Consider the following 25,515-nt stretch of genomic DNA (forward strand, 5'->3'; position numbering starts at 1 on the left):
TTCCTCCGATTAGGCTACGTAGCAGATAATTTCGCCACCAAGACCAGCCTGGCGCGCTGCACGATCAGTCATAACACCTTTAGAGGTAGAAACAACTGCGATACCCATGCCGGCCATAACTTTTGGCAGCTCATCTTTTTTCTTATAGATGCGCAGGCCTGGGCGGCTGACACGCTGAATGCTTTCTACAACAGCTTTACCCTGGAAATACTTAAGAGTAAGTTCCAGTTCCGGCTTGGTGTCGCCTTCAACTTTAAAATCTTCGATAAAACCTTCTTCCTTCAGCACGTTGGCAATTGCCACTTTCAGCTTGGCGGAAGGCATGGTGACCGCAACTTTGTTCGCGGCCTGACCGTTACGGATACGGGTCAGCATATCCGCGATCGGATCTTGCATGCTCATCTGTCTTTACTCCCGTGATTCAATTGGTAATTACCAGCTAGCCTTTTTCAAGCCTGGTACTTCACCGCGCATGGCGGCTTCACGCAGTTTGATACGGCTCAACCCGAACTTGCCCACGAAACCATGTGGACGACCTGTTTGACGACAGCGGTTACGCTGACGAGACGGGCTGGAATCACGCGGCAGAGACTGCAGCTTGAGAACAGCATTCCAACGATCTTCGTCGGAAGCGTTCACATCAGAAATGATCGCTTTCAGTTCAGCGCGTTTAGCGAAGAATTTATCAGCTAAAGCCACGCGCTTTACTTCGCGTGCTTTCATTGATTGCTTAGCCATTCAGTAACCCTACCTTACTTGCGGAACGGGAAGTCAAACGCAGCCAGCAGAGCGCGGCCTTCTTCGTCAGATTTCGCAGTAGTGGTAATGGTAATATCCAAACCACGCACGCGATCGACTTTATCGTAGTCGATCTCTGGGAAGATGATCTGCTCACGGACACCCATGCTGTAGTTGCCACGACCGTCGAAAGACTTTGCGGACAGGCCACGGAAGTCACGGATACGAGGAACAGCAATAGAGATCAGGCGCTCAAGGAACTCCCACATGCGTTCGCCACGCAGAGTTACTTTACAGCCGATCGGATAGCCCTGACGGATTTTGAAGCCTGCAACAGATTTGCGTGCTTTGGTGATCAGCGGTTTTTGACCGGAGATTGCTGTCAGATCAGCTGCTGCGTTATCCAGCAGTTTCTTGTCAGCGATCGCTTCACCAACACCCATGTTCAGGGTGATCTTCTCGACCCGAGGGACTTGCATGACAGAATTGTAGTTAAACTCAGTCATGAGTTTGTTAACTACTTCGTCTTTGTAGTAATCATGCAGTTTCGCCATCGTACTACTCCAAATTACTTGATAGTTTCGCTGTTAGACTTGAAGAAACGGACTTTTTTGCCGTCTTCGAATCTAAAGCCTACACGGTCAGCCTTACCGGTTGCCGCATTGAAGATTGCAACGTTAGAAACCTGAATTGCAGCTTCTTTTTCAACGATGCCACCTGGCTGGTTCAGGGCCGGAACCGGCTTCTGATGTTTCTTGACCAGGTTGATACCTTCAACGACGAGTTTGCCGGAAGACAGAACATTTTTTACTTTACCGCGTTTACCTTTATCTTTACCGGTTAACACGATAACTTCGTCATCACGACGGATTTTCGCTGCCATGATTCGCTCCTTAGAGTACTTCTGGTGCCAGAGAGATAATTTTCATGAACTTTTCAGTACGAAGTTCACGAGTTACCGGCCCAAAGATACGCGTGCCGATAGGCTGCTCGCTGTTATTGTTTAAAATAACGCATGCATTACCATCGAAGCGAATGACAGAACCGTCAGGGCGACGAACACCCTTCCTGGTGCGCACCACTACCGCTTTCAGCACATCACCTTTCTTGACCTTACCACGTGGAATTGCTTCCTTGATGGTGATCTTGATGATGTCGCCTACGCCTGCGTAGCGACGGTGCGAGCCACCCAGAACCTTGATACACATTACGCGACGTGCACCGGAGTTGTCGGCGACGTTCAGCATAGTCTGTTCTTGGATCATTTCAGTGCTCCGCTAATGTCAACTACTACCTGAGACTCTAAAATCAGAGCCGTTAAAAAGCCCCATATCGAGGGCGCGGCATTATAACACCGCTTCTGCAATATGGGTAGAAAAAATAAACGGCCCATTGCTGAGCCGTTTATTCGTATCGAGAAGGCTACTCTATTACAGAACCGCTTTCTCTACAACGCGAACCAGCGTCCAGGACTTAGTCTTGGACAGTGGACGGCATTCACGGATTTCAACCTTGTCGCCGATACCACATTCGTTGTTCTCGTCATGTACGTGCAGTTTGGTCGTACGCTTGATGAATTTACCGTAGATCGGGTGTTTCACAATACGTTCGATAGCAACAACGATGGATTTCTCCATTTTGTCGCTAACAACACGACCTTGCAGAGTACGGATTTTATCGGTCATTACGCACCCGCCTTCTGAGTCAGTAAAGTCTTAACGCGTGCAACATCACGACGCACTTGCTTCAGCAGGTGAGTCTGTTGCAGCTGGCCACTTGCAGCCTGCATACGCAGGTTGAACTGCTCACGCAGCAGGTTCAGCAGCTCAGCGTTCAGCTCTTCTACGCTTTTTTCACGCAGCTCATTTGCTTTCATTACATCACCGTCTTAGTTACAAAGGTGGTTTTGATAGGCAGTTTCGCTGCTGCCAGGCCGAAGGCTTCACGGGCCAGCTCTTCCGGAACACCGTCCATTTCATACAGGACTTTGCCCGGCTGAATCAAGGCAACCCAGTACTCCACGTTACCTTTACCTTTACCCATACGAACTTCCAGCGGCTTCTCGGTAATTGGTTTGTCCGGGAATACACGGATCCAAATTTTACCTTGACGCTTAACTGCACGGGTCATAGCACGACGTGCTGCTTCGATCTGACGTGCAGTCAGACGACCACGGCCAACAGCTTTCAGACCGAAAGTGCCGAAGCTAACATCCGTACCCTGCGCCAGACCACGGTTGCGGCCTTTGTGCACTTTACGGAATTTTGTACGCTTTGGTTGTAACATCAGCGACGCTCCTTATTTACGGCCTTTACGCTGCTGCTTTTTAGGTTGCGCAGCCGGTTTTTCCGGTTGTTCAACAGCAGCCATACCACCCAGGATCTCACCTTTGAAGATCCATACCTTAACGCCGATTACACCGTAAGTGGTGTGCGCTTCAGAGGTGTTGTAGTCGATGTCAGCACGCAGAGTGTGCAGCGGTACGCGACCTTCGCGGTACCATTCGGTACGTGCGATTTCCGCGCCGCCCAGACGGCCGCTAACTTCAACTTTGATACCTTTAGCGCCCAGACGCATTGCGTTCTGTACGGCACGCTTCATAGCACGACGGAACATAACGCGACGTTCCAGCTGTGAAGTGATGCTGTCAGCAACCAATTTAGCGTCCAGTTCAGGCTTACGAACTTCAGCGATATTGATCTGTGCAGGAACGCCAGCGATATCCGCTACGACCTTGCGCAGTTTTTCTACGTCTTCGCCTTTCTTACCGATTACGATGCCAGGGCGAGCAGTGTGAATGGTCACACGGATGCTCTTAGCTGGACGCTCGATAACGATACGAGATACAGACGCTTTAGCCAGTTCCTTAGTCAGGTACTGACGTACTTTAAAATCGCTGTCCAGGTTGTCAGCGAATTCTTTGGTGTTCGCAAACCAGGTTGAGTTCCATGGTTTTACAATACCCAGGCGAATACCATTAGGATGTACTTTCTGACCCATTGCTAGTCTCCAGAGTCTCAGCGATCGGACACAACCACAGTAATGTGGCTGGTGCGCTTCAGGATGCGATCTGCACGACCTTTCGCACGCGGCATAATGCGCTTCATGCTCGGGCCTTCGTCTACGAAGATTTTCGCGACTTTCAGATCGTCAATGTCAGCGCCATCGTTGTGTTCAGCGTTAGCAATGGCAGATTCCAGAACTTTCTTGACCAGTACAGCCGCTTTCTTATTGGTGTAGGTCAGAATATCCAGGGCCTGCGACACTTTCTTACCGCGAATCAGGTCAGCAACAAGGCGAACCTTCTGAGCAGAAGAACGAGCATGGCGATGTTGAGCTAAAGTTTCCATCTCTTCCTCCTACCTTATTTCTTCTTCGCTTTTTTATCAGCAGCGTGGCCGCGATAAGTACGAGTCGGTGCGAATTCACCCAGTTTGTGACCGACCATTTCGTCGGAAACAAATACTGGAACGTGCTGACGACCATTATGGACAGCGATGGTCAAACCGATCATGTTAGGAAAGATCGTTGAACGACGGGACCAAGTGCGCAGGGGCTTCTTGTCTCCGCTTTCCACCGCTTTCTCTACCTTCTTCAGCAAGTGCAGGTCAATAAAAGGACCTTTCTTGAGAGAACGTGGCATGGCTTATCCTCTAATATTATTTGCTACGGCGACGTACGATAAATTTATCAGTACGCTTGTTGCTGCGGGTCTTCTTACCTTTGGTCTGAACGCCCCACGGAGTTACCGGGTGCTTACCAAAGTTACGACCTTCACCACCACCATGTGGGTGGTCGACTGGGTTCATCGCAGTACCGCGAACGGTAGGACGAACACCACGCCAGCGTGCAGCACCTGCTTTACCCAGAACGCGCAGCATATGCTCAGCATTGCCAACTTCGCCCAGAGTAGCGCGGCAGTCTGCTTCGACTTTACGCATTTCACCAGAACGCAGACGCAGGGTGACATAAGCACCATCACGCGCAACGATCTGAACGTAAGTACCAGCGGAACGTGCCAGCTGACCGCCTTTACCTGGTTTCATTTCTACGTTATGAACGGTAGAACCAACCGGGATATTGCGCATCGGCAGGGTGTTACCTGCTTTGATTGCAGCATCAACGCCAGACTGAATCTGGTCGCCAGCTTTCAGGCCTTTAGGGGCCAGGATGTAACGGCGTTCGCCATCTTTGTACAGAACCAGCGCGATGTTCGCGGAACGGTTCGGATCGTACTCAAGACGCTCAACAACTGCTGGGATACCGTCTTTGTTGCGTTTAAAGTCAACAATACGATAAGCCTGCTTGTGGCCACCACCGATGTGACGAGTGGTGATACGGCCATTGTTGTTACGACCACCGGATTTGCTGTTCTTTTCCAGCAACGGAGCAAAAGGCTTGCCCTTGTGCAGCTCAGGGTTAACCACTTTAACAACGTGGCGACGACCCGGAGATGTCGGTTTACATTTAACAACTGCCATTGTATTACTCCTCCGACTTACTCAGCGCCGCCAACGAAGTCCAGATTCTGGCCTTCTTTCAGGGTGACGTAAGCTTTTTTCCAGTCGCTACGACGACCGATACGCTGTCCGTGACGTTTAACTTTCCCTTTAACTACCAGGGTGTTAACGACTTCGACTTCGACTTCAAACAGTTTCTGCACAGCAGCTTTGATTTCTGCTTTGGTCGCGTCTTTAGCAACTTTGAGAACGATGGTGTTACTTTTTTCCATCGCAGCAGACGCTTTTTCAGAAACGTGCGGTGCACGCAGCACCTTCAGCAGACGTTCTTCACGAATCATGCCAGCATCTCCTCAACTTGCTTAACAGCATCAGCAGTCATTACGACTTTGTCGAAGGCGATCAGGCTAACCGGGTCGATACCAGTTGCATCGCGTACGTCAACCTTGTGCAGGTTGCGCGCAGCCAGGAACAGGTTCTCGTCCAGCTCACCGGTGATGATCAGCACATCTTCCAGAGCCATGTCTTTCAGTTTCTGTGCCAGCAGCTTAGTTTTAGGCGCTTCTACAGAGAAAGATTCGACAACGATCAGACGATCCTGACGTACCAGTTCGGACAGGATGCTTTTCAGCGCGCCGCGGTACATCTTTTTGTTAACTTTTTGACTGTGGTCCTGCGGGCGAGCAGCGAAGGTCACGCCACCGGAACGCCAGATCGGGCTCTTGATAGAACCTGAACGCGCACGGCCGGTACCTTTCTGGCGCCACGGCTTTTTGCCGGAACCAGTTACTTCAGCACGAGTCTTCTGAGCACGAGTACCCTGACGAGCACCAGCTGCATAAGCAACAACAACCTGGTGAACCAGCGCTTCGTTGAAATCACGACCGAAGGTAGTTTCGGAAACAGTCAGCGCGCTCTGCGCGTCTTTCAATACTAATTCCATTGCTATCCCCTTACGCCTTCACAGCTGGTTTAACGATCAGGTCGCTACCGGTTGCACCCGGAACCGCACCTTTAACCAGCAGCAGGTTGCGCTCAGCGTCAACACGTACTACGTCCAGGCTCTGAACGGTTACACGTTCGTTACCCAGCTGACCTGCCATTTTCTTGCCTTTGAACACTTTGCCCGGAGTCTGGTTCTGACCGATAGAACCCGGAACGCGGTGAGACAAGGAGTTACCGTGAGTAGCGTCCTGGGTACGGAAGTTCCAGCGCTTAACGGTACCAGCAAAACCTTTACCTTTAGAGGTACCGGTTACGTCAACTTTTTTAACTTCTGCAAACAGCTCAACGCTAATGTCCTGACCTACGGTGAACTCTTCGCCTTCAGCAAGACGGAATTCCCACAGACCACGGCCAGCTTCTACGCCAGCTTTAGCGAAGTGACCAGCTTCCGGCTTGGTTACACGGTTAGCTTTTTTAGCACCAGTGGTAACCTGAACGGCACGGTAGCCATCGTTAGCCAGATCTTTAACCTGAGTAACGCGGTTTGCTTCAACTTCGATTACGGTTACTGGGATAGAAACGCCATCTTCAGTGAAGATGCGGGTCATACCCACTTTTTTACCGACTAAACCAATCATTGTATCAACCTCTCAATCGCTCGATGACCTGATTAACCCAGGCTGATCTGCACGTCTACACCGGCAGCCAGATCCAGACGCATCAGAGCATCAACGGTTTTCTCAGTTGGCTCAACGATGTCAACCAGACGCTTGTGAGTGCGGATCTCGTACTGATCACGCGCGTCTTTGTTAACGTGCGGAGAGATCAGAACGGTAAAGCGCTCTTTGCGGGTCGGCAGCGGGATCGGACCACGGACTTGCGCACCAGTGCGCTTAGCAGTCTCGACGATTTCCGCGGTTGATTGATCGATCAGACGATGATCAAACGCTTTAAGGCGGATACGGATTCTTTGGTTCTGCATGAGACCAGAGCTCCAATTATTTTATAAACGAAAATGATCACTACTCAGACCCATTACGATTGATGGGAGAGTGTAACCGTTCTTACGTAGCCCCCCGATTGGGAGCGTTGTTAGGCAACTGAAAAAGATTGTTGCCCGGGGTTCAGATTGAACCAGCTGTCAATTACGACAAGCCCGCGCATTATACGTAAATCTGCGCAAGACGCAAGCCTGGTTTAGAAAATAGACGGTAGCGCTCACTTTTTGCGAGGCGCCTCGTAAACGTGCTGCAAAATTACCGCGTCGCGATAACAGTCAGGAAGGCGTCTCGCAGAGTTATGTTTTTTTATTTGTTTAGCCTTCAGGTTTGAGAGGAGTATGGCCGCACACATTACATGGAGGTCAAGGCCAATGCTCACTACCCTACCCTTTCTGATAACCTACCTGGGTTTAACCATCCTGCTTGTTCGTGAGGATATCCGATCGCATTTGCTTCCGGATAAATACCTGTGTCCTCTGCTCTGGGCTGGTCTGCTTTATCACCTTTGTCTTCGTCCCGAGCAGTTGCCTGCCGCAGTGGCGGGCGCGATAGCGGGCTATGCTGGTTTCGCGATTATTTATTGGACTTATAAATTGATTCGAAAACGTGAAGGTCTGGGATATGGTGATGTGAAGTATCTGGGTGCACTGGGTGCCTGGCATGGGTGGTGCGTGCTTCCTGTACTGGCTTTATCAGCTGCCCTGTTGGCAACGCTTTATCTTTTGATACTTGCGATGTGCAAACCTGAAAAACAGGTATTAAAAAACCCGCTACCATTTGGGCCTTTTATGGCGGCAGCGGGTTTAATGCTGGGCATGGACAGCCTGATCAGCTTTCCACTTTAATCTGCGACTGGAGGTAATTTTGCAGCCCAATTTTACCAATAAGATCCAGTTCAGTTTCGAGCCAGTCAATATGACCTTCTTCATCGGCCAGGATCTGAATCATCATGTCGCGGCTGACGTAATCGTGAACGCTGTCCGCATAAGCGATAGCTTCACGCAAGTCTTTCGCACCCTCAAGTTCCAGTGCCAGATCCGAACGCAGCATTTCTTCGACATCTTCACCAATGCCCAGCTTGCCAAGATCCTGCAGGTTGGGGATACCTTCGAGAAATAAAATACGCTCGATGTACTTATCGGCATGTTTCATCTCGTCGATAGATTCATGGTATTCAACGTCGTTGAGGCGAGTCAGCCCCCAGTTTTTGAACATTCTCGCATGGAGAAAGTATTGATTGATTGCGACAAGCTCATTTCCCAATAATTTATTGAGATAACTTATGATTTTAATATCACCTTTCATTATAGTCCCTCCGCTTCCACTCATTGAAGCGTAGATGGGGCTACAGGGATGTCAAAAAAAAGAGTGAGTCTCAGGCAATCTCTTTGTATTCCGGGATCTGCATCAATTCATCCTGCATGATTTCACGGGCAGCACGAACGCACTTACCGCATTGATTTCCTACTGGAATAAACTTACGCAGCTGCTGAAAAGATTGAGGTTGAAACTGGCGAACGGCCTGCCGAATTTTTTTATCGCTTACACCGTTACATAAACAAACGTACATAACCACTCCCGTTCAAAATATGCGCAAAGTGTAAGTGAGAATAATTATGATTACAATAGCACAATCGCCATGATACGGGGCGGGAGCGAACAAAAAATGCGAAAATTTGTGACAGGGACAATCCTGCAAAAACAAAAAAGGACGCCGAAGCGTCCTTTTTAATTCAGGGATAATTAATTAGCCCAGAACTTTAGCAACAACACCCGCGCCAACGGTACGGCCGCCTTCACGGATTGCGAAACGCAGACCGTCGTCCATCGCGATTGGGTGGATCAGGGTAACAACCATTTTGATGTTGTCGCCTGGCATTACCATCTCAACGCCTTCTGGCAGTTCGATGGTACCGGTCACGTCAGTAGTACGGAAGTAGAACTGTGGACGGTAGCCTTTGAAGAACGGAGTATGACGGCCGCCTTCGTCTTTGGACAGAATGTACACTTCAGATTCGAACTTGGTGTGTGGCTTGATTGAGCCTGGCTTAGCCAGAACCTGACCACGTTCGATTTCTTCACGTTTGATACCACGCAGCAGAACACCAACGTTCTCACCGGCACGGCCTTCGTCCAGCAGTTTGCGGAACATTTCAACGCCGGTACAGGTAGACTTCGCAGTCTCTTTGATACCAACGATTTCAACTTCTTCACCAACTTTGATGATACCGCGCTCTACACGACCGGTAACAACGGTACCACGACCGGAGATGGAGAATACGTCTTCGATTGGCAGCAGGAATGGCTTGTCAATCGCACGCTCTGGTTCCGGGATGTAAGAATCCAGGTAGCCAGCCAGTTCGATGATTTTCTCTTCCCACTCAGCTTCGCCTTCCAGCGCTTTCAGAGCAGAACCACGAACGATTGGAGTGTCGTCGCCCGGGAAGTCGTACTGGGACAGAAGTTCACGAACTTCCATTTCTACCAGTTCCAGCAGCTCTTCGTCATCAACCATGTCGCATTTGTTCAGGAACACGATGATGAAAGGAACGCCTACCTGACGACCCAGCAGGATGTGCTCACGGGTCTGAGGCATCGGGCCGTCAGTCGCAGCAACAACCAGGATCGCGCCGTCCATCTGCGCAGCACCGGTGATCATGTTTTTAACATAGTCGGCGTGGCCCGGGCAGTCTACGTGTGCGTAGTGGCGAGTCGGGGTGTCGTATTCAACGTGGGAAGTGTTGATGGTGATACCACGAGCTTTTTCTTCTGGTGCGTTATCGATCTGGTCGAATGCACGAGCAGAACCACCGTAGGTTTTTGCCAGAACGGTAGTGATTGCAGCAGTCAGGGTAGTTTTACCGTGGTCAACGTGGCCGATAGTACCAACGTTGACGTGCGGTTTTGTACGTTCAAATTTTTCTTTAGACACGGCTATATTCCTTACTATAGTGCTCTCCCCTTTGGAGAGAGCACGGGACTTAGGTTTTAATCCTGTGGATTATTTACCACGGGCTTCAATTACGGCCTGAGCAACGTTGTTCGGCGCATCATCATACTTCAGGAATTCCATAGTGTATGATGCACGACCTTTGGTCAGAGAACGCAGCTGAGTTGCATATCCGAACATTTCAGACAGCGGAACTTCAGCGTGGATCTTAACGCCAGTTACTTCAGATTCCTGACCACGCAGCATACCGCGACGACGGCTCAAGTCACCGATAACGTCACCGGTGTTCTCTTCAGGAGTTTCTACTTCAACCTTCATGATCGGCTCAAGCAGAACTGGTTTCGCTTTCTTAAAGCCTTCTTTAAAGGCGATAGAAGCTGCCAGTTTAAACGCCAGTTCAGAGGAGTCAACGTCATGGTAAGAACCGAAGTGCAGACGAACACCCATGTCTACTACCGGATAACCAGCCAGTGGACCAGACTTCAGCTGCTCCTGGATACCTTTATCAACGGCAGGGATGTATTCGCCAGGAATTACACCACCTTTGATGTCGTTGATGAACTCGTAACCTTTCGGATTAGAGCCCGGCTCCAGTGGGTACATGTCGATCACAACGTGACCATACTGACCACGACCACCAGACTGCTTAGCGTGTTTACCTTCAACATCGGTAACTTTCTGACGAATCGCTTCGCGATAAGCAACCTGAGGTTTACCTACGTTAGCTTCAACGTTGAATTCACGCTTCATACGGTCAACGATGATGTCCAGGTGCAGTTCACCCATACCGGCGATGATGGTCTGGTTAGATTCTTCATCAGTCCATACGCGGAATGATGGGTCTTCTTTAGCCAGACGGCCCAGAGCCAGACCCATTTTTTCCTGGTCAGCTTTGGTTTTTGGTTCAACGGCGATAGAGATTACCGGCTCTGGGAACTCCATGCGCTCCAGAATGATTGGGTGATCTGGGTTACACAGGGTGTCACCAGTAGTCACGTCTTTCAGACCGATAGCAGCAGCGATGTCGCCCGCACGAACTTCTTTGATCTCTTCACGTTTGTTCGCGTGCATCTGTACGATACGACCGAAACGCTCACGTGCAGCTTTCACGGAGTTCAGGATGGTGTCACCGGAGTTAACCACACCAGAGTACACGCGGAAGAACGTCAGGTTACCCACGAACGGGTCGGTAGCGATTTTGAACGCCAGAGCAGCAAACGGCTCGTCATCACTTGCGTGACGCTCAGCCGGCGTGTCTTTACCGTCGTCCAGGATACCGTTGATCGCAGGAACGTCTACCGGGGATGGCAGGTAGTCAACTACCGCATCCAGCATCGCCTGAACACCTTTGTTCTTGAACGCAGAACCACAGGTTACCAGGATGATCTCGTTGTTAAGAACACGCTGACGCAGAGCTTTTTTGATCTCTTCTTCAGTCAGTTCTTCACCACCCAGGTATTTCTCCATCAGGTCTTCTGAAGCTTCAGCAGCGGACTCGATCAGGTTCTGGTGCCATTCGTCAGCCAGGTCCTGCATGTCAGCCGGAATATCTTCATAAGTGAAGGTAACGCCTGCGTCTTCTTCATTCCAGTTGATGGCTTTCATTTTCACCAGGTCGATAACACCGGTGAAACCTTCTTCAGCACCAATTGCCAGCTGCAGCGGAACAGGGTTCGCGCCCAGACGGGATTTGATCTGACCAACAACTTTCAGGAAGTTCGCACCCATACGGTCCATTTTGTTAACGAACGCAATGCGTGGAACTTTATATTTGTTTGCCTGACGCCATACGGTTTCAGACTGTGGCTGAACACCACCAACTGCGCAGTAAACCATTACCGCACCATCAAGAACACGCATGGAACGTTCTACTTCGATAGTGAAGTCAACGTGGCCCGGGGTGTCGATGATGTTTACGCGATGCGGTTCATACTGCTTAGCCATACCAGACCAGAATGCAGTAGTCGCTGCAGAGGTGATGGTAATACCACGCTCCTGCTCCTGCTCCATCCAGTCCATGGTAGCGGCGCCGTCATGAACTTCACCGATTTTGTGGTTTACACCGGTGTAGAACAGAATACGTTCGGTGGTAGTGGTTTTACCGGCGTCGATGTGCGCACTGATACCAATGTTACGGTAGCGTGCGATGGGTGTTGTACGAGCCATTTGATTCCTCGTTTATCTTTTTAGGCGTTCAGTTAAGTAACCCAAAGCGGGCTGCTTCGCTGAAGCGCCCGCCTGGTGACTAATACTCCGAAGGGATTACCAACGGTAGTGTGCGAACGCCTTGTTGGCTTCTGCCATACGGTGAACGTCTTCACGTTTCTTAACTGCAGTACCTTTGTTGTCTGCAGCATCAGAAAGTTCGTTCGCCAGACGCAGAGCCATGGATTTATCACCGCGTTTACGAGCAGCTTCAACGATCCAACGCATTGCCAGAGCATTACGACGAACCGGACGAACTTCAACTGGTACCTGATAAGTAGAACCACCAACGCGGCGAGACTTAACTTCTACAGTCGGGCGCACGTTGTCGAGAGCGACTTCGAAAGCTTCCAGTTCATTTTTACCAGAACGCTGAGCCAGGGTCTCCAGCGCGCTGTATACGATTGCTTCTGCAGTAGATTTTTTACCATCTACCATCAGGATATTTACAAATTTTGCCAGCAGTTCTGATCCGAATTTCGGATCTGGAAGAATTTTACGCTGACCAATGACGCGACGACGTGGCATGGGAATACTCCGTTGTTAATTCAGGATTGTCCAAAACTCTAAGAGTTTAGTGTGACATTAAGATAAATCAGTTTGGCCTTACTTAACGGAGAACCATTAAGCCTTAGGACGTTTCACGCCGTATTTGGAGCGAGATTGCTTACGGTCTTTAACGCCGGAGCAGTCAAGCGCACCACGAACGGTGTGGTAACGAACACCCGGGAGGTCTTTTACACGACCGCCACGGATCAGGATCACGGAGTGCTCCTGCAGGTTGTGACCTTCACCACCGATGTAGGAAGTCACTTCAAAACCGTTGGTCAAACGCACACGGCATACTTTACGCAGTGCGGAGTTTGGTTTCTTAGGAGTGGTGGTATATACACGAGTACATACGCCACGTTTCTGCGGGCAGGCTTCCAGCGCAGGCACGTTGCTTTTTGCAACTTTGCGAGCGCGTGGTTTGCGTACCAGCTGGTTAACTGTTGCCATTAAATAGCTCCTGGTTTTAGCTTTTGCTTCGTAAACACGTAATAAAACGACCTCATACAATATGAGGACGCGAAATTTTAGGGCTACGTCGAAAAGGTGTCAAGAATTATACAGCGATCTCAGATCACCAGTTCAGTTGGCCGGTGTGCTGAATGGCCAGATTGACGAAATCAGTATAGCTAACCACGTCAATTTTGGTTGAAATTTGACCAGAGAGACCGCGTGCATCGATGTCATCTTTAAGCGCTGAGACAGAGATGGGGGCATTGCAGAGAATATCAACAAAACGGCTGCCTTCTACTGCCGCCAGAATGCCATCCTGAATAAGCAGCACGGCATCGCCCTCTCGCAGCATGTTTAACAGGCTCTCGATGTCGCAGTGCCAGGGGGAGTGGCTCAGGGTATGGAGCATGACCGCCTCAGAATGTCAGTATGGTGTCGTAATGGGAAAGCTGTTCACGCAGTAACGCCGGTGCGAGTACGGTAGCGTCCAGAACAAAGGGCGTGCTCTCATTCAGGCCACGCGCCTGCAGGGAAGCCGCACAGACGTAGAACGTTTCGATGTCATACAGCGGCAGGACTTTAAATGTCGCGATGTAATCGCGCGCCAGCACCACCTGCGGCTGCTGACCGGCAAGCAGCTGAAACACGCCGTCGCCAATGAAGAAAACACCGATCTCTTCCGTCAGCGCAGAAGTAGCCAGTAACGCATCCAGCCCTTCCCTTCCGGAAGCACTGCCATGCGGGGCAGAATTAAATACAAACGCAACGCGGTTCATCAGAATTGCACCATCCGGTCGCAGGTTAATGCAGCCTGAGCCAGCGCCCCGAGGCCGCTGAGGGAAAAGCCGTCATTAAGATTCGCAGCCGGCAAGCCCAGGCGTTGCGCTTCGTTCGCATCGCTCACGCCCCGACGTAGCGCCGCCGCCACGCAGATATGCAGGTCAACGCCGTGCTCCTGGTTCAGCGCCTGCCAGGCACGCACCAGATCGAACTCGTCTGATGCCGGCGACGTCAGCTGGTTAGCGTTATATACGCCTTCCCGATAAAAAAAGACGCTGACAAGCTCATGACCGGCCGCCAGCAGTGCGCGGGCAAACTGCAACGCGCTGCTGGCCTGCTGTGTACCGTACGCCGGGCCTGTCACCATGAGTGCAAAACGCATTACTTCTCTTGCCCCAGGAAATCGCCGCTTTTGAACTGACGGATGTAGAGATAGACCGTGTGCTTGGAGATATTGAGACGATCGGCCACCTGGTTAATAGCGTCTTTAATATCGAAGATGCCTTTTTCATAGAGGTTAAGCACGATCTGACGATTCTTGGCATTGTTAGAGACATTGCGATCGGCATTAACTTCTTCGATGGTGAATTCCAGCGTCTGGGTGACGAGATCTTCAACGGAAGAGGCAAAGTTGACAGAGGATCCGACATCCGGCGTTTCTGGCGGAATAAACGTGCTCATGATCTGGGAGAACGGCACATCAAGGTTCATGTTGATGCACAGTAAGCCAATCACGCGATGATCACGGTTGCGGATGGCGATGGTCACGGACTTCATGAGAACGCCGCTCTTCGCGCGGGTGAAATAGCATTTGGAGACGCTGCTGTCCGCGCCGGTCATGTCGTGCAGCATACGCAGTGCAAGGTCGGTGATCGGCGAGCCAATTTTACGGCCAGTATGCTCACCATTGGCAATGCGGATGGCAGAACATTTCAGATCTTGCAGGGAGTGCAAAACGATTTCGCAGTGGGACCCAATGAGCATCGCTAACCCGTCCACTACCGCTTCGTAGGATTTCAGAATATCGAAATCGGTCTGATCGAAAGGACGTTGATCCAGCAAATCAAGTTCGCTGGTTTCGTTGGTTAAAAGCGACCTGGTCATGAAAAAAACACTCCTTTTCAGGAGCCTGTCGGTAGGTTTTCAGGGCAGGCTCATTATTTACACGGGCAATTAAATTAATACAGCGTAGGTAGCGCTTCCAGTGTTAATTATATCTACACCACAATAAAAAAACCGCCGCTTCAGGGGCGGCGGTTTTTACCGGTTTACTTCTTGGTGGCTTCTGCCGGCGCTTCTGGCTTCGCGTCAGGCTTAGCATCCGCTTTCGGCGCTGGCTTGATGTCCAGCAGCTCTACGTCGAATACCAGCGTGGAGTTAGCCGGGATACCCGGGACGCCAGTTTTGCCATAAGCCAGATCAGGTGGGATGACCAGCTTGATTTTACCGCCTTTCTTGATGTTCTTCAGGCCTTCAGTCCAGCCAGGAATAACCCCATCCAGACGGAAGGAGAGCGGCTCACCACGGGTGTAAGAGTTATCGAACTCTTTACCGTCGGTCAGCGTACCTTTGTAGTTAACAACAACGGTATCGCTGTCCTTCGGTGCGTCGCCGGTACCTTCTTTCTCTACTTTGTAGACCAGGCCAGTAGGAGAGGTTTTCGCGCCTTTCTCTTTAGCGAAAGCGTCACGGTAGGTTTTGCCTTTCGTTTCGTTCTCAGACGCGTCTTTCTCCATCTTCTCCTGCGCTGCGCCTTTCACGCGCGCTTCGAAAGCCTGCAGAGTCTGCTCGATTTCCTGGTCAGACAGTTTGCTCTTGTCCGCAAACGCATCCTGAACGCCCGCGATCAGCTGAGCCTGGTCCAGTTTGATGCCCAGTTTTTCCTGCTCTTTCAGAGAGTTTTCCATGTAACGGCCCAGAGATGCGCCCAATGCGTAGGCTGATTTCTGGTCGTCATTTTTGAACGCCGCATTGCTGTCAGCAGTCGCAGCAGGTTTCGCAGCAGTATCAGCAGCGAAAGTCAGCGGCGCATGCAGAGCGACAGCCATCGTGGTCGCCAGCAGCGTTACTTTAAACAGTGATTTCATCCATTTCTCCAGGGCCGGGGACTCTCACCCCGTGTTAAGCGTAAATGAGTAGCGTACTATAAAACGTTGAGGAACAAATCTACAGGTAGACACCCCTGATTAGCACCACATTTCAGACTATTTTTGTTTAAATTAGTTTCGCAGCAATGGGATGTTTACTGCGCGCGGGGATAATCTCGGGTAATATTCGCCGCCGCCAGCCCCGGTCGGGGTTAAAGAGACAAACGAGGTGAATCATGCAGAATACAGAAATGGAAGCGCGTCTGGCTGAGCTTGAAAGCCGTCTGGCTTTTCAGGAGATCACCATCGATGAGCTGAATCAGACCGTCACCGCACACGAACTGGAAATGGCCAAGCTGCGGGATCTGCTGCGTCTGTTAACCGAAAAAGTGAAAGCGTCGCAGGCCTCGCACATCGCGTCGCAGTCAGAAGAGACGCCGCCGCCCCACTATTAAGACGTAAAAAAAGCGGGAATATCCCGCTTTTTTGCGCTTAAGGCGTAACGATTAGTGGCAACCGCAGCCGCCGTTACCGCCGCAACCGCCTTTACCGTGGTCGTGACCATGGTCGTGATCGTGGCCGTGACCGCCGCAGCAGCCGTCGTGACCGTGATCGTGGTCATGACCGTGCGCACCGTGAACGTGGCCGTGAGCCAGCTCTTCTTCAGTGGCTTCGCGGATGGCAACCACTTCAACGTTGAACTTCAGGTTCTGGCCAGCCAGCATGTGGTTGCCGTCAACCACAACGTGGTCGTCTTCAACTTCAGTGATTTCTACTGGAACCGGACCCTGGTCAGTTTCAGCCAGGAAACGCATGCCAACCTGCAGCTCGTCAACGCCCATGAAGACGTCTTTAGGAACACGCTGCACCAGGTTTTCATCGTACTGACCGTAAGCATCGTTAGACGCAACTTCTACGTCAAATTTGTCGCCAACTTCATGACCGTTCAACGCGTTTTCCAGACCGGAAATCAGGGAACCGTGACCGTGCAGGTAGTCCAGCGGCGCACTCACCGGAGACTCATCAACCAACACACCGTCTTCTGTACGTACCTGATAGGCCAGGCTGACCACCAGGTCTTTTGCTACTTTCATGATATCTCCTGAGCGTGGGAAAATTGCTGGCGCAGATTGTAGCCGAATTCTGCACCCGTGTACCCTTTAGCTTAAAAAAACTCGGGACATATCGCTAGTCCGGATGAAAAATGCCGATCACTTGTTCTTCTTTGCGAACGTGCTCGCGCGCCTCTTTATCGGCCTCACGCATCTGGTGCCCGCACTTAACACACTCAACAATATCGATATTGTTCTCACGCCACATGGCCAGTGAATCCTGAGCCTGACAGGCCGGGCATTTCGCGCCGGCGATAAAACGTTTACGTACCGCCATTCTCTACCTCGTTATTCAAACTCATCCCAGCCATCCAGCTGCCGACGCTCCTGCTGCATCTCTCGCTGGAAAATCTCTTCCAGCTCACGACGCGCCTCCCGTACGCGAGAGATCTGCACCGTATCGGTATGCACCGGCATCAGTTCGCGCAGCATGCGCATATCCAGACGACGAAAATGTAACTGCGCGCGCTGGGCCTGATGCGGATGCATCCCCAGCGTCACTAATGTTTTACGCCCCAGCTCCAGCGCACTGGAGAAGGTCTCGCGGGTAAAATACTTTACCCCGGCCTGGAGCAGCTCGTGTGCCTCAACACGTCCTCGCGCACGGGCAAGAATATGCAGATGCGGAAAATGCTGCTGGCAGATCTCCACCAGCTTCATGGTGTCTTCAGGATCGTTACAGGTGATGACGATCGACTCTGCCGCCTCTGCCCCTGCGGAGCGCAGCAGTTCGACCTGAGTGGCGTCACCGTAATAGACCTTGTAACCGTATTTGCGCATCAGGTTGACCGCGCTGATGTCGCGCTCCAGCACCGTCACGCGCTTTTTATTCGCCATCAGCAAACGCCCGATGACCTGCCCAAAACGTCCGAAGCCCACTACAATAACCTGGGGTTTATCATCTTCCACCCACGGGGCTTCATGCTCATCTTCCGGGGCATTGATGCGGCGGGATAACTGCTTATCGATAAGCTTCATCAACAGCGGGGTAGTCATCATCGACAGCGTAACGGTCACCAGCAGCAAGGCCATCTGATCATGCTGGAACAATCTCTGGGATGATGCTGTGGAGAAGAGCACAAAAGCAAACTCTCCCCCCTGGCTCAGCACCCCGGCAAGCTGTGCCCGCTCCGTCTGACGCAAACCGTAAACCCGCGCCAGCACGTAGAGCACCAGCATTTTGACCGCCACCAGCACGACAACACTCATCACGACCCACAGGATATGGGTGTAGAGCACGCCAAGATTCAGCGCCATGCCGACAGAGATAAAGAACAGCCCTAACAGCAGCCCTTTAAAGGGATCGATGGCAATTTCCAGTTCGTGCCGGTACTCACTCTCCGCCAGCAGCACCCCCGCAATGAAGGTGCCCAGCGCCATCGACAGCCCCAGCGCGTCCATAAACAGCGCCGAGCCCAGCACCAGCAGCAGCGTCGCGGCGGTAAACACTTCCCGCACTCCGGACGCCGCAATAAAGCGGAACACCGGACGGAGCAGATAGCGCCCGCCCACCAGCATGCCGGCAAAGGCCAGCACCTTCATGCCGATCTTCATCCAGTCGAAATGTTCATCTCCCGACCCCGCCAGCAGCGGAACCAGGGCCAGCGCCGGGATCACCGCCAGATCCTGGAACAGCAGGATCGAGAAGCCCAGCTGTCCCGCCTCGCTGCGGTTCATGCCCTTATCGCGCATCAGCTGTAACGCCATCGCCGTGGAGGACATCGCCAGACCAATCCCGCCGACCACCGCGGCCTGCCATGAGAACTGGGTCAGCATCAGGAGTCCGCCGAGGATCACCGCGCTGCACAACACCTGCGCGGCGCCAACGCCGAAGATAGAGCGCCGCAGCTGCCAGAGCTTCGCCGGGTTCAGCTCGAGGCCGATGATAAACATCAGAAAGACGACGCCCAGCTCGGAGAAGTGCAGGATTTCGTCGACGTCGCTGATGAACCCCAGCCCCCACGGTCCGATGGCAATGCCCGCCAGCAGATACCCGAGCACCGCGCCAATCCCCAGACGCGACGCCAGCGGCACCGCCACCACCGCGGCGAGCAGGAACAACACCCCTGCCAGCAAAAGATCCGAGCCTTCCATCAGTGGCCTCCCGTCAGCGTTGGCGCTGCCAGCCAGTCGCCGTACGCTCTTGCATGGCTGGCGAGCTCGTCCTGAGGCTGCCGACGAGCCCAGTAAACGACGATTGGGCTCAGCCAGTGCATGCGGCACATGGCCGCCGTCAGCTCGAACGGGCGTAAAATATCGTTCATTGAATAGCGGTTAAGCCCATCGTGGCGGTAAGCACTCTCCGGCTCGCCGGTGGTAATGACGTTCCGCCAGTACTTTCCCGCCAGCTGGTTTCCTCCCGGGCCACTGGAAAACCCGCGGCTCAGCACGCGATCCAGCCACTCCTTCAGCAGCGCCGGGCAGCTGTAGGTATAGAGAGGATGCTGGAACACGATAACGTCGTGCTGGCGCAGCAGCTCCTGTTCACGAGGGATATCGATAAAAAAATCGGGGTAGTGCGCGTAAAGATCGTGCACCGTCACATTACTGAGCTGTAATGCCGGTTGTAGCAAAACCCGGTTGGCGACCGAGTCCTGAGACTCCGGATGGGCATACAGCAGCAGCACTTTTGCTGTCTGGGACATCATTCCTCTCCCGGGTCGTCATCACTGTTATTTTGGGCTACCATGGCACACCCACGCGGCGCGTGGCGGCACATTTAACCTGATTATAATGACAACTTAACATAGTCGGAACATACGGCGCTCTATGATTGTTTTCTCCTCATTACAAATTCGTCGCGGCGTACGTGTCCTGCTGGACAACGCTACAGCCACCATCAACCCGGGCCAGAAAGTGGGCCTGGTGGGCAAAAACGGCTGTGGTAAATCCACGTTACTGTCATTGCTGAAAAACGAAATCACTGCCGACGGCGGTAACTTCACCTACCCTGGCAACTGGCAGCTGGCCTGGGTAAACCAGGAGACGCCTGCCCTGAGCGTCCCGGCGATGGACTATGTTATCGACGGCGACCGGGAGTACCGCAAGCTCGAAGCCGAACTGCACGCCGCCAACGAACGTAACGACGGTCATGCGATCGCCACCGTACACGGCAAACTCGACGCCATTGATGCCTGGACCATCCGCTCCCGCGCCGCCAGCCTGCTGCACGGTCTGGGGTTCAGCAACGAGCAGTTGGAGCGTCCGGTAAGTGATTTCTCCGGTGGCTGGCGCATGCGCCTTAACCTGGCCCAGGCGCTGATCTGCCGCTCTGACCTGCTGCTGCTTGATGAACCGACTAACCACCTCGATCTGGATGCGGTCATCTGGCTGGAAAAGTGGCTGAAGAGCTATCAGGGCACGCTGATCCTGATCTCCCACGATCGCGACTTCCTCGATCCGGTAGTGTACAAAATTATTCATATCGAACAGGAAACCATGTTCGAGTACACCGGCAACTACAGCTCGTTTGAGCGTCAGCGTGCGGTCCGTCTCTCCCAGCAACAGGCGATGTACGAAAGCCAGCAGCAGCGCGTGGCGCACCTGCAGAGCTTTGTCGATCGCTTCAAGGCGAAGGCGTCAAAAGCTAAACAGGCTCAGAGCCGCATTAAGATGCTGGAACGCATGGAGATGATTGCCCCGGCGCACGTCGATAACCCGTTCCACTTTAACTTCCGGGCTCCGGAAAGCCTGCCCAACCCGCTGCTGAAAATGGAAAAGGTCAGCGCCGGCTATGGCGATCGCATTATCCTGGATTCTATCAAGCTCAACCTGGTGCCGGGTTCCCGTATCGGTCTGCTCGGGCGCAATGGCGCCGGTAAATCGACGCTGATTAAGCTGCTGGCAGGTGAGCTTGCGCCTGTGCGTGGCGACATCGGTCTGGCGAAGGGTATTAAGCTCGGCTACTTCGCCCAGCATCAGCTGGAATTTTTACGCGCTGATGAATCACCGCTGCAGCACCTGGCGCGTCTGGCCCCGCAGGAGCTGGAGCAGAAGCTGCGTGATTATCTGGGCGGCTTCGGTTTCCAGGGCGATAAAGTCAGCGAGAATACCGAACGCTTCTCCGGCGGTGAAAAAGCCCGTCTGGTGCTGGCGCTGATCGTCTGGCAGCGCCCTAACCTGCTCCTGCTCGATGAACCGACTAACCACCTCGATCTCGACATGCGTCAGGCGCTGACCGAAGCGTTAATCGAATTCGAAGGCGCGCTGGTGGTCGTTTCGCACGACCGTCACCTGCTGCGCTCCACCACCGACGATCTCTATCTGGTGCATGACGGCAAAGTCGAGCCGTTCGATGGCGATCTGGAGGATTATCAGCAGTGGCTGAGCGACATTCAGAAGCAGGAAAGCCAGCCTGTGGAAGGGGCTAAAGAGAACGTCAACAGCGCCCAGGCCCGTAAGGATCAGAAGCGTCGCGAAGCAGAGCTGCGCACCCAGACCCAGCCGCTGCGTAAAGAGATTACCCGTCTGGAAAAAGAGATGGAGAAGCTCAACGCCACGCTTGTCACGGTGGAAGAGAAGCTCAGTGACAGCGGTCTGTACGACCAGAGCCGCAAAGCCGAACTGACAGAGTGTCTGCAGGTTCAGGCAAAAACCAAATCCAGCCTTGAAGAGTGTGAAATGGCCTGGCTCGACGCGCAGGAGCAGCTTGAGGACATGCTCGCATCCCTATGACACAAACAATCCCATCTGATTTCAATTTTCCCCACGACGAGAGCGCGACATTTGTCCCCATGCGCGGCGTGGCGAACCCGCATCTGCAAACCATGCTCCCGCGCCTGCTGCGCCGGAAGTTACAGTTCACGCCCCACTGGCAGCGGCTCGACCTGCCGGATGATGACTTCGTGGATCTCGCCTGGAGTGAAGATCCCTCTCAGGCGCAGCATAAACCGCGACTGGTGGTGTTTCATGGTCTGGAGGGGAGCCTGCACAGCCCTTATGCCCACGGTTTGATCCATGCCGCGAAAGAGCGCGGCTGGCTTGGCGTGGTGATGCATTTTCGCGGCTGCAGCGGCGAACCGAACCGGCAAAAACGGATCTACCACTCCGGCGAGATCGAAGATGGTCGCTGGTTCCTGAACTGGCTGGTGCAGACCCACGGCCCGGCACCCACCGCGGCGGTAGGCTATTCACTGGGCGGCAATATGCTCGCCTGCCTGCTGGCAAAAGAGGGTGATAACGTCCCGCTCGACGCGGCGGTCATTGTCTCTGCGCCGTTCATGCTTGAGCAGTGTAGCTATCATATGGAGAAGGGGTTTTCCCGCGTTTATCAGCGCTATCTGCTGAACTTACTGAAAGCCAACGCCGCCCGTAAGCTCAAGGCCTACCCGGACACGTTGCCTGTCAGCCTTCAGCAGTTGAAACGGGTGCGTCGCCTGCGCGAATTTGACGATCTGATCACCGCGAAAATCCACGGTTTTGCCGATGCTATAGACTACTATCGCCAGTGCAGCGCCATGCCGTTGCTGAATCAAATCACCCGGCCTACGCTGATTATTCATGCGAAAGACGATCCCTTTATGGATCATCACTCGATCCCGGCGCCGGACCATTTACCGGCCAACGTGCAGTATCAACTAACCGAACATGGCGGACACGTGGGCTTTATCGGCGGCACGCTGCGTCGACCGCAGATGTGGCTGGAGACACGTATCCCGGACTGGCTGACCACATATCTGGAAAAGTAAACATGATCATTCCCTGGCAGGATCTGGCTCCCGAAACGCTGGATAATCTGATTGAAAGCTTTGTATTGCGTGAGGGCACAGATTATGGTGAACATGAACGCACGCTTGAAATGAAAGTCGCCGATGTTAAACAGCAGCTTAAAAGCGGTGAGGCCGTTCTGGTGTGGTCCGAACTGCACGAGACGGTGAATATCATGCCCCGTGGTCAGTTTCGCGACTGATCGCACACTCTTTCCACTCAGGGAGTTGCTATGTCCGCCAGACATCCGGTTATTGCCGTTACAGGGTCGAGTGGTGCAGGCACCACCACCACCAGCCTCGCCTTCCGTAAGATCTTCTCGCAACTGCATCTGCGTGCTGCAGAGGTAGAGGGCGACAGCTTTCACCGCTACACCCGTCCTGAGATGGATATGGCAATCCGCAAAGCGCGCGATCTCGGCAAACATATCAGCTACTTTGGCCCCGATGCCAACGACTTTGGCATGCTGGAGCAGACCTTCGCGGAATACGGACGCAGCGGGACCGGCCAGTCGCGCAAATACCTGCATACCTATGACGAAGCGGTGCCGTGGAACCAGGTGCCGGGTACCTTTACTCCCTGGCAGCCGCTGCCGGAACCCACCGACGTGCTGTTTTATGAAGGTCTGCACGGCGGGGTCGTCACGCCGCAACACGACGTGGCGCGCCATGTCGATCTGCTGGTGGGCGTGGTGCCTATCGTTAACCTGGAGTGGATCCAGAAGCTGACGCGGGATACCAGCGAGCGCGGCCACTCCCGTGAAGCGGTGATGGATTCCGTGGTTCGCTCCATGGAGGATTACATTAACTTCCTCACGCCGCAGTTTTCCCGCACCCATATTAACTTTCAGCGCGTCCCGACCGTGGACACCTCGAACCCGTTTGCGGCAAAAGCCATCCCTTCGCTGGACGAGAGCTTTGTGGTGATCCATTTCCGCAATCTGGACGAGATCGATTACCCCTGGCTGCTGGCGATGCTGCAGGGCTCGTTTATTTCGCACATGAATACGCTGGTGGTGCCGGGCGGCAAGATGGGGCTGGCGATGGAGTTAATCATGACGCCGCTGGTGCAGCGGCTGATGGAAGGCAAGAAGATCGCTTAATCTGTTCTCCCTCTCCCTGTGGGAGAGGGTCGGGGTGAGGGCATCAGACCGCACGATGCCCCACAAGCTTATGCCTCGATCACTTCATACGAATGGGTAATTTTGACCGCTTTTTCCAGCATCAGCGCCACGGAGCAGTACTTCTCCGCAGAGAGATCCACCGCGCGGGAGACCGCAGCGTCTTTCAGCTCTTTGCCGGTCACCACGAAGTGAAGATTGATATGGGTAAACAGGCGCGGCGCTTCATCCCGGCGTTCTGAGGTCAGCTTTACTTCGCAGTCAGTCACGTCGTGACGGCCTTTTTGCAGAATCGATACCACGTCGATTGCGCTGCATCCACCCGCCGCCATCAGAACCACTTCCATCGGACTTGGCGCTTTGTCACCGGAGTTGCCATCCATCAGTATCTGGTGGCCCGAGGCAGACTCACCGAGAAAGGTTAACCCTTCAACCCATTTCACACGTGCTTGCATTTTTATTAACTCCAGGATTGCATTTTTCCTGTCAGATTACGCGCCAGTAACAATTCTGGCAACGGAAGTCGACCTGCATCAAGCTGAAGCGAGACACCAGGAGACACGCGGCAAAACCTATGCTAAAACAGTCGAGATGCTACAGTAATACATTGACGTTACACATGTATGCAGAGGACATCACACATTACAGGCTGCTAATTATTGTGACAGCCGCTCCCCAGGCAGGGGGAAGAATTCGATTGCAACCCCCAGAGTACAGGTACACAGCCAGACTCTGGAGACAGCTTATAACAGAGGATAACAGCGCATGGTGCTTGGCAAACCGCAAACAGACCCGACTCTCGAATGGTTCTTGTCTCATTGCCATATTCATAAGTACCCATCGAAGAGCACGCTGATTCACCAGGGTGAAAAAGCGGAAACGTTGTATTACATCGTCAAAGGCTCAGTAGCAGTGCTGATCAAAGATGAAGAAGGCAAAGAGATGATCCTCTCTTACCTGAATCAGGGAGACTTTATCGGTGAACTGGGCCTGTTTGAAGAAGGTCAGGAGCGTAGCGCCTGGGTCCGTGCGAAAACCGCGTGTGAAGTGGCTGAGATCTCTTATAAGAAATTCCGCCAGCTGATCCAGGTTAACCCGGATATCCTGATGCGCCTCTCTTCGCAGATGGCTCGCCGTCTGCAGGTCACTTCCGAGAAAGTGGGCAACCTCGCCTTCCTGGACGTGACGGGCCGTATCGCTCAGACTCTGCTGAACCTGGCGAAACAGCCAGACGCCATGACCCACCCGGACGGTATGCAAATTAAAATCACCCGTCAGGAAATTGGTCAGATCGTCGGATGTTCTCGTGAGACGGTGGGCCGTATTCTGAAAATGCTGGAAGATCAGAACCTGATTTCCGCCCACGGTAAAACCATCGTGGTTTACGGAACACGTTAATTCCACTCAGA

At 52.9% G+C, this 25,515-nt stretch carries 39 protein-coding genes; 7 read left to right on the plus strand and 32 right to left on the minus strand.

The annotated features are described in order from the left end of the window. Positions 1-9 precede the first annotated feature (9 nt). The 16 genes from rpsH to rpsJ all read right to left on the minus strand — a co-directional run bounded on the left by rpsH (position 10) and on the right by rpsJ (position 7,125). Positions 10-402, minus strand: coding sequence for a 30S ribosomal protein S8 (rpsH, locus tag FHN83_RS09530; RefSeq protein ID WP_032614699.1), 393 nt, complete (start codon positions 400-402; stop codon positions 10-12). Positions 403-432: 30 nt separating this feature from the next. Then, the gene (rpsN, locus tag FHN83_RS09535) at positions 433-738 is read right to left on the minus strand and encodes a 30S ribosomal protein S14 (protein ID WP_032614701.1); all 306 of its coding nucleotides are present in this window, start codon (positions 736-738) and stop codon (positions 433-435) included. Between the two features lie 14 nt (positions 739-752). Next, positions 753-1,292, minus strand: a complete 540-nt coding sequence (rplE, locus tag FHN83_RS09540) for a 50S ribosomal protein L5 (protein WP_039032067.1) — start codon at positions 1,290-1,292, stop codon at positions 753-755. Positions 1,293-1,306: 14 nt separating this feature from the next. Beyond that, positions 1,307-1,621 (minus strand): 50S ribosomal protein L24, encoded by a 315-nt coding sequence (gene rplX, locus FHN83_RS09545; protein ID WP_003863287.1) that lies wholly within the window; start codon positions 1,619-1,621, stop codon positions 1,307-1,309. 10 nt (positions 1,622-1,631) lie between these two features. Beyond that, the gene (gene rplN / locus FHN83_RS09550; protein WP_004160583.1) at positions 1,632-2,003 is read right to left on the minus strand and encodes a 50S ribosomal protein L14; all 372 of its coding nucleotides are present in this window, start codon (positions 2,001-2,003) and stop codon (positions 1,632-1,634) included. Between the two features lie 165 nt (positions 2,004-2,168). Beyond that, positions 2,169-2,423 (minus strand): 30S ribosomal protein S17, encoded by a 255-nt coding sequence (gene rpsQ, locus FHN83_RS09555; protein WP_008503489.1) that lies wholly within the window; start codon positions 2,421-2,423, stop codon positions 2,169-2,171. Then, the gene (gene rpmC, locus FHN83_RS09560) at positions 2,423-2,614 is read right to left on the minus strand and encodes a 50S ribosomal protein L29 (protein WP_032614707.1); all 192 of its coding nucleotides are present in this window, start codon (positions 2,612-2,614) and stop codon (positions 2,423-2,425) included. Before rpmC ends, rpsQ begins: the two co-directional genes overlap by 1 nt. Next, positions 2,614-3,024, minus strand: coding sequence for a 50S ribosomal protein L16 (rplP, locus tag FHN83_RS09565; protein ID WP_002919759.1), 411 nt, complete (start codon positions 3,022-3,024; stop codon positions 2,614-2,616). The genes rpmC and rplP overlap by 1 nt, the downstream gene beginning before the upstream one ends. A gap of 12 nt (positions 3,025-3,036) precedes the next feature. Beyond that, a complete protein-coding gene (gene rpsC / locus FHN83_RS09570; protein ID WP_000529945.1) occupies positions 3,037-3,738 on the minus strand; it encodes a 30S ribosomal protein S3 in 702 nt (233 codons plus the stop codon). A gap of 17 nt (positions 3,739-3,755) precedes the next feature. Beyond that, positions 3,756-4,088, minus strand: coding sequence for a 50S ribosomal protein L22 (gene rplV, locus FHN83_RS09575; RefSeq protein ID WP_002919773.1), 333 nt, complete (start codon positions 4,086-4,088; stop codon positions 3,756-3,758). Positions 4,089-4,102: 14 nt separating this feature from the next. Further along, positions 4,103-4,381, minus strand: coding sequence for a 30S ribosomal protein S19 (rpsS, locus tag FHN83_RS09580; protein ID WP_001138115.1), 279 nt, complete (start codon positions 4,379-4,381; stop codon positions 4,103-4,105). A gap of 16 nt (positions 4,382-4,397) precedes the next feature. Further along, the gene (gene rplB, locus FHN83_RS09585) at positions 4,398-5,219 is read right to left on the minus strand and encodes a 50S ribosomal protein L2 (protein ID WP_000301859.1); all 822 of its coding nucleotides are present in this window, start codon (positions 5,217-5,219) and stop codon (positions 4,398-4,400) included. Positions 5,220-5,236: 17 nt separating this feature from the next. Continuing rightward, the gene (rplW, locus tag FHN83_RS09590) at positions 5,237-5,539 is read right to left on the minus strand and encodes a 50S ribosomal protein L23 (RefSeq protein ID WP_035894975.1); all 303 of its coding nucleotides are present in this window, start codon (positions 5,537-5,539) and stop codon (positions 5,237-5,239) included. Then, positions 5,536-6,141, minus strand: coding sequence for a 50S ribosomal protein L4 (rplD, locus tag FHN83_RS09595; RefSeq protein WP_003031119.1), 606 nt, complete (start codon positions 6,139-6,141; stop codon positions 5,536-5,538). Before rplD ends, rplW begins: the two co-directional genes overlap by 4 nt. 10 nt (positions 6,142-6,151) lie before the next feature. Next, the gene (gene rplC / locus FHN83_RS09600; protein WP_016538466.1) at positions 6,152-6,781 is read right to left on the minus strand and encodes a 50S ribosomal protein L3; all 630 of its coding nucleotides are present in this window, start codon (positions 6,779-6,781) and stop codon (positions 6,152-6,154) included. Positions 6,782-6,813: 32 nt separating this feature from the next. Beyond that, complete coding sequence (gene rpsJ, locus FHN83_RS09605; RefSeq protein WP_001181005.1) at positions 6,814-7,125, minus strand: 30S ribosomal protein S10; 312 nt, start codon at positions 7,123-7,125, stop codon at positions 6,814-6,816. A gap of 390 nt (positions 7,126-7,515) precedes the next feature. On the opposite strand from rpsJ, the gene FHN83_RS09610 reads away from it, so the two are divergent. Beyond that, on the plus strand, positions 7,516-7,989 hold the full coding sequence (locus tag FHN83_RS09610; RefSeq protein ID WP_138371061.1) for a prepilin peptidase: 474 nt from the start codon (positions 7,516-7,518) through the stop codon (positions 7,987-7,989). Here FHN83_RS09610 and bfr read toward each other — a convergent pair. The 11 genes from bfr to fkpA form a co-directional block, all read right to left on the minus strand. Further along, positions 7,973-8,449: a bacterioferritin gene (gene bfr, locus FHN83_RS09615; RefSeq protein ID WP_032614711.1), complete on the minus strand. Its 477-nt coding sequence runs from the start codon at positions 8,447-8,449 to the stop codon at positions 7,973-7,975. The two genes, FHN83_RS09610 and bfr, sit on opposite strands and share 17 nt — an antisense overlap. A gap of 70 nt (positions 8,450-8,519) precedes the next feature. Further along, complete coding sequence (bfd, locus tag FHN83_RS09620; RefSeq protein ID WP_039032069.1) at positions 8,520-8,714, minus strand: bacterioferritin-associated ferredoxin; 195 nt, start codon at positions 8,712-8,714, stop codon at positions 8,520-8,522. Positions 8,715-8,891: 177 nt separating this feature from the next. Continuing rightward, the gene (gene tuf / locus FHN83_RS09625) at positions 8,892-10,076 is read right to left on the minus strand and encodes an elongation factor Tu (RefSeq protein ID WP_114316183.1); all 1,185 of its coding nucleotides are present in this window, start codon (positions 10,074-10,076) and stop codon (positions 8,892-8,894) included. A 69-nt stretch (positions 10,077-10,145) separates the two neighbouring features. Then, entirely contained in the window at positions 10,146-12,260 is a 2,115-nt protein-coding gene (gene fusA / locus FHN83_RS09630) for an elongation factor G (protein WP_138370786.1), read from the minus strand. Between the two features lie 96 nt (positions 12,261-12,356). Continuing rightward, positions 12,357-12,827 (minus strand): 30S ribosomal protein S7, encoded by a 471-nt coding sequence (rpsG, locus tag FHN83_RS09635; protein WP_004106370.1) that lies wholly within the window; start codon positions 12,825-12,827, stop codon positions 12,357-12,359. A 96-nt stretch (positions 12,828-12,923) separates the two neighbouring features. After that, on the minus strand, positions 12,924-13,298 hold the full coding sequence (rpsL, locus tag FHN83_RS09640; RefSeq protein ID WP_003023654.1) for a 30S ribosomal protein S12: 375 nt from the start codon (positions 13,296-13,298) through the stop codon (positions 12,924-12,926). 124 nt (positions 13,299-13,422) lie between these two features. Continuing rightward, positions 13,423-13,710 carry a sulfurtransferase complex subunit TusB gene (tusB, locus tag FHN83_RS09645; protein ID WP_139563732.1) on the minus strand — a complete coding sequence of 96 codons (288 nt, stop codon included), beginning with the start codon at positions 13,708-13,710 and terminating at the stop codon, positions 13,423-13,425. 7 nt (positions 13,711-13,717) lie between these two features. Then, entirely contained in the window at positions 13,718-14,077 is a 360-nt protein-coding gene (tusC, locus tag FHN83_RS09650) for a sulfurtransferase complex subunit TusC (protein WP_138370784.1), read from the minus strand. Further along, positions 14,077-14,463: a sulfurtransferase complex subunit TusD gene (gene tusD / locus FHN83_RS09655; RefSeq protein ID WP_139563733.1), complete on the minus strand. Its 387-nt coding sequence runs from the start codon at positions 14,461-14,463 to the stop codon at positions 14,077-14,079. The genes tusC and tusD overlap by 1 nt, the downstream gene beginning before the upstream one ends. Beyond that, positions 14,463-15,185, minus strand: coding sequence for a helix-turn-helix transcriptional regulator (locus tag FHN83_RS09660; protein WP_039031549.1), 723 nt, complete (start codon positions 15,183-15,185; stop codon positions 14,463-14,465). The genes tusD and FHN83_RS09660 overlap by 1 nt, the downstream gene beginning before the upstream one ends. A gap of 164 nt (positions 15,186-15,349) precedes the next feature. Beyond that, positions 15,350-16,168, minus strand: a complete 819-nt coding sequence (fkpA, locus tag FHN83_RS09665; RefSeq protein ID WP_039031548.1) for an FKBP-type peptidyl-prolyl cis-trans isomerase — start codon at positions 16,166-16,168, stop codon at positions 15,350-15,352. Positions 16,169-16,404: 236 nt separating this feature from the next. On the opposite strand from fkpA, the gene FHN83_RS09670 reads away from it, so the two are divergent. Next, entirely contained in the window at positions 16,405-16,623 is a 219-nt protein-coding gene (locus FHN83_RS09670; RefSeq protein ID WP_039031547.1) for a protein SlyX, read from the plus strand. A gap of 51 nt (positions 16,624-16,674) precedes the next feature. Here FHN83_RS09670 and slyD read toward each other — a convergent pair whose 3' ends face one another. From slyD to kefG, 4 genes are all read right to left on the minus strand, one after another. Continuing rightward, the gene (gene slyD / locus FHN83_RS09675) at positions 16,675-17,262 is read right to left on the minus strand and encodes a peptidylprolyl isomerase (protein WP_039031546.1); all 588 of its coding nucleotides are present in this window, start codon (positions 17,260-17,262) and stop codon (positions 16,675-16,677) included. A 94-nt stretch (positions 17,263-17,356) separates the two neighbouring features. Next, positions 17,357-17,557, minus strand: coding sequence for a YheV family putative zinc ribbon protein (locus FHN83_RS09680; RefSeq protein WP_039031545.1), 201 nt, complete (start codon positions 17,555-17,557; stop codon positions 17,357-17,359). Positions 17,558-17,568: 11 nt separating this feature from the next. Next, a complete protein-coding gene (kefB, locus tag FHN83_RS09685; protein WP_039031544.1) occupies positions 17,569-19,374 on the minus strand; it encodes a glutathione-regulated potassium-efflux system protein KefB in 1,806 nt (601 codons plus the stop codon). Next, entirely contained in the window at positions 19,374-19,925 is a 552-nt protein-coding gene (gene kefG, locus FHN83_RS09690) for a glutathione-regulated potassium-efflux system ancillary protein KefG (protein ID WP_039031556.1), read from the minus strand. The genes kefB and kefG overlap by 1 nt, the downstream gene beginning before the upstream one ends. A 124-nt stretch (positions 19,926-20,049) precedes the next feature. Between kefG and FHN83_RS09695 the strand changes: the two genes are divergently transcribed. From FHN83_RS09695 to FHN83_RS09710, 4 genes are read left to right on the plus strand one after another with little or no spacing between them, the layout of a single operon-like run. Then, positions 20,050-21,954 carry an ABC transporter ATP-binding protein gene (locus tag FHN83_RS09695; protein ID WP_139563734.1) on the plus strand — a complete coding sequence of 635 codons (1,905 nt, stop codon included), beginning with the start codon at positions 20,050-20,052 and terminating at the stop codon, positions 21,952-21,954. Continuing rightward, the gene (locus FHN83_RS09700; protein WP_139563735.1) at positions 21,951-22,967 is read left to right on the plus strand and encodes a hydrolase; all 1,017 of its coding nucleotides are present in this window, start codon (positions 21,951-21,953) and stop codon (positions 22,965-22,967) included. Before FHN83_RS09695 ends, FHN83_RS09700 begins: the two co-directional genes overlap by 4 nt. Positions 22,968-22,969: 2 nt before the next feature. Beyond that, complete coding sequence (locus FHN83_RS09705) at positions 22,970-23,188, plus strand: YheU family protein (RefSeq protein WP_039031541.1); 219 nt, start codon at positions 22,970-22,972, stop codon at positions 23,186-23,188. A gap of 30 nt (positions 23,189-23,218) precedes the next feature. Then, on the plus strand, positions 23,219-24,088 hold the full coding sequence (locus FHN83_RS09710) for a phosphoribulokinase (RefSeq protein WP_139563736.1): 870 nt from the start codon (positions 23,219-23,221) through the stop codon (positions 24,086-24,088). A 68-nt stretch (positions 24,089-24,156) separates the two neighbouring features. On the opposite strand, the gene FHN83_RS09715 is transcribed toward FHN83_RS09710, so the two are convergent. Continuing rightward, positions 24,157-24,561, minus strand: a complete 405-nt coding sequence (locus FHN83_RS09715) for an OsmC family protein (RefSeq protein WP_039031539.1) — start codon at positions 24,559-24,561, stop codon at positions 24,157-24,159. 310 nt (positions 24,562-24,871) lie between these two features. Between FHN83_RS09715 and crp the strand changes: the two genes are divergently transcribed. Further along, positions 24,872-25,504 carry a cAMP-activated global transcriptional regulator CRP gene (gene crp, locus FHN83_RS09720; protein WP_000242758.1) on the plus strand — a complete coding sequence of 211 codons (633 nt, stop codon included), beginning with the start codon at positions 24,872-24,874 and terminating at the stop codon, positions 25,502-25,504. Positions 25,505-25,515 lie beyond the last annotated feature (11 nt).

This window comes from Leclercia adecarboxylata (genome assembly GCF_006171285.1).
Classification (GTDB): domain Bacteria; phylum Pseudomonadota; class Gammaproteobacteria; order Enterobacterales; family Enterobacteriaceae; genus Enterobacter; species Enterobacter barmai.